Raw genomic sequence first — 4488 nt, 5'->3', positions numbered from 1 at the left:
CGTTGAAAATGATTTCGGTTTACCATGGATAGGTCGGTCGATACTTCCACGGCATCAGGAGAGAATAAATTGTCTCTGAGCGGCAAAGTTGCGTTGATCACGGGTGCGGGCTCTGGCTTCGGCGAAGGTATGGCAAAGAAGTTCGCTGCCGAGGGAGCAAAAGTCGTTGTTGTCGATCGCAATGTCGAGGGCGCTGATCGCGTCGCATCCGAAATCGGTGCGTCGGCCATTGCGTTCGCAGCCGACGTATCTCAGGAACGTGATGTCGTCGACGCGATAGCAAAAGCGATCGGAGAATTTGGCGGAATCGACATTCTCGTCAACAATGCGGGTATCGGGCATAAGCCGCGCGACGCGGAGTTGGTCGAGCCCGATGAGTTTGATCGAATCGTCGGTGTCAATATTCGCGGGATCTATCTCGCCTGCCGCGCGGCCATTCCTCATTTCAAAAGCCGGGACGGCGGCGTCATTTTGAACATTGCCTCGACGGGTGCCGCGCGTCCACGGCCGAACCTGGCATGGTACAACGCCACCAAAGGTTGGGTCGTTTCCGCAACGAAGGCACTCGCCATCGAACTGGCGCCCTACAACATCCGCGTTGTGGCTCTGAACCCAGTTGCCGGCGAGACGCCGCTGTTGACGACGTTCATGGGCGAAGACTCCGAAGAGATTCGCCAGAAATTTCGCGCGTCGATCCCGCTCGGCAGATTGCTCAAGCCGGAGGATCTCGCGGATGCGGCAGCGTTCGTCTGTTCGCCGCGTGCCAGCATGATCACAGGAATTGCCTTGGACGTCGACGGCGGACGGTCGATCTAGCGCGCAGAAGATCGTCCAACAAATGAACAATGCTCGAAAGCAAAAGGGGAACGGATCGATGAGAACGATACTTCTTGCAGGTTTGGCAAGCGCTGCGCTGCTCACCGCCATGAGCGGCGCCATGGCGAAGGACACGTTGACGGTTGGCGAAGTGCTCGAGCCGCCTGGTCTTGACCCCACGGCCAATGCGGCCTCCGCGATAAGGCGCGTTACCTACGCGAACCTGTTCGAAGGCCTTGTTCGCATTGGCGAAGATGGTTCGATCAAGCCTGCTTTGGCGGAAAGCTGGACGACGTCGCCGGATGAGCTGACATACACGTTCAAGCTTCGTCAGGGCGCAAAATTCCACGACGGCACGCCTTTCGATTGCTCTGTCGTGAAGTTCTCCTACGAGCGGGCTGTCGCGCCGGATTCCACAAACGCCCAGAAGGGCTTGTTCGAGCCGATCGGCAAGGTCGAATGTCCAGATCCTGCGACGGCCGTCGTCACCCTCAAACGCCCGACATCGACATTTCTATTCGGCATGGGTTGGGGCGATGCGGTGATGATGGCTCCGTCCTCAGTTGCGACCAACAAGACGAAGCCCGTCGGAACGGGACCGTTTCGGTTCAAGCGCTGGGTTCAGGGCGATCGCGTGGAATTGGAGAAGAATCCCGACTACTGGGGAACGCCCGCCAAGTTGTCTGGCGTGACTTTCCGGTTCATCAGCGATCCCTCGGCTGCAGCCGCAGCGGTGTTGGCCGGAGACATCGACGCGTTTCCCGAATTCCCCGCACCAGAACTCCTCAATCGCTTTCGGAGTGACGATCGCCTCCAGGTCGAAGTCGGCACGACGGCGGGCAAAGTCGTCTTCTCGCTGAACAACACGCGCAAGCCCTTCGACGACGTCAAGGTGCGACGCGCCCTTGCTCACGCCATCGACCGCAAGGCCTTTGTCGATGCTGTGAGCTCGGGCTACGGCGTTCCGATCGGATCACACTATACGCCGGTTGACCCCGGTTACATCGATCTCAACAACACATATCCCTACGATCCCGCGAAGGCGAAAGCGCTTCTTGCAGAAGCTGGCATCAAGCCCGGCACGTCCTTCACAATCAGCCTTCCACCGCCTGCCTATTCGCGCCGCGGCGGGGAGATCATCGCCGGCATGCTGGGTCAGGTCGGTCTGCAGGTGAATCTTGTGCCGATCGAGTTCGCGCAATGGCTCGATCAGGTCTTCAAACGCGCTGACTACGATGCGACGATCATCGGACATACCGAAGCGCGTGACCTCGATATCTTCGCGCGTGACAAATACTACTTCAACTATCAAAGCCCCGAGTACAAAGCCCTCTACAAGTCATTCACCGAAGCGAAGGACGAGAAGGAGCGGGTCGACCTCGTGGGCAGGCTGCAACGCCGCCTTGCCGAGGACGAGCCGGTTGTCTTCCTTTATGCGCTTCCGAAAGTCGGCGTGTGGAACAAGAATGTTCAAGGCCTTTGGAAGAACCTGCCCATTCCGGCCAACGATCTGACGGCAGCGTCTTGGGCGAAATGAGAAAGGTCGGCATCCCGCATTCCGCGGAAGAGCGGGATGCCGACCCCGCTGCTCGAAAGGCGAGCTGCGGAACATGCATGGAGACGGCGATTTGTTCGGGTATGTAACGGGACGGTTCGTATCGTTGGTTCTTACGACGCTTGCGGCCTCTCTCGTGGTCTTCATGCTTATGCAGGTCCTGCCGGGAGATCCCGCCGCGGTGATGCTGGGCGTCAACGCACAGCCGGACACTCTCGCAGCGTTGCAAAAGCAGCTTGGCCTCGATCAACCGTTGTGGACCCGTTATCTCGCGTGGATCGGAGGCTTTGTCGTCGGAGATTTCGGAACGAGCTACACATATTCGGTTCCCGTCAGTGAACTGATCGCGCCGCGCGTGATGGTCACATTGCCTCTCGCTCTCATGGCGATGACGCTTTCGATCGCCATCGCCATTCCGACGGGGATCTTCGCTGCCTCCCGCCGCGGTGAAATCCAAGACGTTGCAAGTATGGGCGTTGCGCAGATCGGTGTCGCCATTCCGAATTTCTGGCTCGGTCTCTTGCTGATCCTGCTCTTTGCCCTGAAACTTGGGTGGTTCCCAGCTTCGGGATTTGCCGGTTGGGACAATGGGTTGTGGCCCGGAATTCGATCGCTCATCTTGCCTGCGATCGCACTTGCGCTGCCTCTCGCTGCCATTCTGGCCCGTGTCACACGTTCGTCTGTCATCGAGACATTGAGCGAGGATTTCGTTCGAACCGCTCGCGCCAAGGGGCTGACACGAAACGCTGCGTTGTGGAAACACGCTGCGCCCAACGCCCTGATCCCGGTCGTCACGATCATCGGACTTCAATTCTCGTTTCTTCTGGCAGGGACGATCATCATCGAAAACGTCTTCAATCTTCCTGGATTGGGCCGTTTGATTTTTCAGTCGATTGCCCAGCGCGACCTTGTCGCAGTGCAATCTCTCGTAACGTTGCTCGCTGCGAGTGTGATCGCGGTGAATTTTGCGGTTGATCTCGCTTATGGCGCGTTGGATCCGCGCTTGGCGAGCGGAGGTCGGTCATGAGCGAGATCGGCACGACGCCGGGCGTTCCGGCAAGAGTATTCGTGGCGCTGAACATGAGCCGCAGTCTTGCTATCGGCGGGATCGTCACGGCAATACTCGTCGGGATGGCGCTGCTCTCGTTTGCGTGGACACCCTATTCGCCGACGGCCCTCGACATCGTCCACAAACTCCAGGGGCCGAGCGCCAGCCATTGGCTAGGCACCGATGCTTTCGGTCGCGACGTTCTCTCGATGATCATGGTTGGCGCTCGCAACTCTATCTTCATTTCGATCGTCGCTGTGGCGGTCGGCGCAGGCATCGGCGTTCCGCTCGGGGCGCTTGCGGCTGCAAGAGGAGGCATCATCGACAATTTCGTGATGCGGCTGACCGATCTTGCATTCGCTTTTCCGGCGCTGCTTACCGCGGTCATCATCACGGCGATCTTCGGCCCGGGTGCCGTCAATGCGATGATTGCGATTGGGATCTTCAATGTTCCGGTCTTCGCACGTCTCACCCGTGGTGCATCGCTCGGCCTATGGAAGCGTGAATACGTCCTTGCGGCGCGGTGTGCCGGTCGCGGCGATGTCGCGATTACGCTCGATCACGTGTTGCCGAATATTGGTCATGTGCTGATCGTGCAGGCGACGATCCAATTTGCATTGGCGATCGTTGCGGAAGCCGGACTGTCCTATGTCGGCCTAGGAACCCAGCCGCCGCAGCCGAGCTGGGGCAAGATGCTGAACGATGCTCAGACGTATATCTATGACGCGCCCTATCTCGCCATCTTTCCGGGACTTGCCATTACATTCGCCGTGCTTGGCCTCAACCTCTTGGGCGATGGATTGAGAGACCTCCTCGATCCTCGCGTGAGGAGGCAACGATGACGGAGACGCTWCTCGATATCCGCATGCTTACGGCTGGCTTTTCTGTGGGCGGGCGTACCGCAGAGATTTTGTCGGGGGTGTCACTCACGTTGAGACGAGGTGAAAGGCTTGGAATCGTAGGGGAATCCGGTAGCGGCAAGTCTATTACGGCGCTCGCCATCATGGGCCTTCTGCCCGCGCGAATGAACATCGGCGGCGAGCTGCTCTTCGATGGCAGAGATCTCACT

5 protein-coding genes are annotated in these 4488 nt (G+C 58.7%); all 5 read left to right on the top strand.

Features of this window, described 5'->3' with window-relative positions; genetic code table 11:
* Window positions 1–69: 69 nt before the first annotated feature.
* Entirely contained in the window at window positions 70–816 is a 747-nt protein-coding gene (locus AC1DT3_RS12900; RefSeq protein ID WP_477465651.1) for a glucose 1-dehydrogenase, read from the top strand.
* A gap of 58 nt (window positions 817–874) precedes the next feature.
* Window positions 875–2353 (top strand): ABC transporter substrate-binding protein, encoded by a 1479-nt coding sequence (locus tag AC1DT3_RS12895; protein WP_477465650.1) that lies wholly within the window; start codon window positions 875–877, stop codon window positions 2351–2353.
* 91 nt (window positions 2354–2444) lie between these two features.
* Entirely contained in the window at window positions 2445–3398 is a 954-nt protein-coding gene (locus AC1DT3_RS12890) for an ABC transporter permease (RefSeq protein WP_477465649.1), read from the top strand.
* Window positions 3395–4261 (top strand): ABC transporter permease, encoded by an 867-nt coding sequence (locus tag AC1DT3_RS12885; RefSeq protein WP_477465648.1) that lies wholly within the window; start codon window positions 3395–3397, stop codon window positions 4259–4261. The genes AC1DT3_RS12890 and AC1DT3_RS12885 overlap by 4 nt, the downstream gene beginning before the upstream one ends.
* Window positions 4258–4488 (top strand): ATP-binding cassette domain-containing protein (locus AC1DT3_RS12880; protein WP_477465647.1); only part of this gene is annotated, 231 nt, incomplete at its 3' end. The genes AC1DT3_RS12885 and AC1DT3_RS12880, both read left to right, overlap by 4 nt.

This window comes from Microvirga sp. P4_G7, assembly GCF_056401005.1.
Note: the sequence above shows the minus strand (reverse complement) of the source record. Positions and strands in the feature narration are given on the sequence as shown.

Bases quoted from the DNA above. Each gene is read 5' to 3' on its own strand.
- AC1DT3_RS12895 (WP_477465650.1), top strand. From the start codon at position 875: ATGAGAACGATACTTCTTGCAGGTTTGGCAAGCGCTGCGCTGCTCACC.
- AC1DT3_RS12885 (WP_477465648.1), top strand. From the start codon at position 3,395: ATGAGCGAGATCGGCACGACGCCGGGCGTTCCGGCAAGAGTATTCGTG.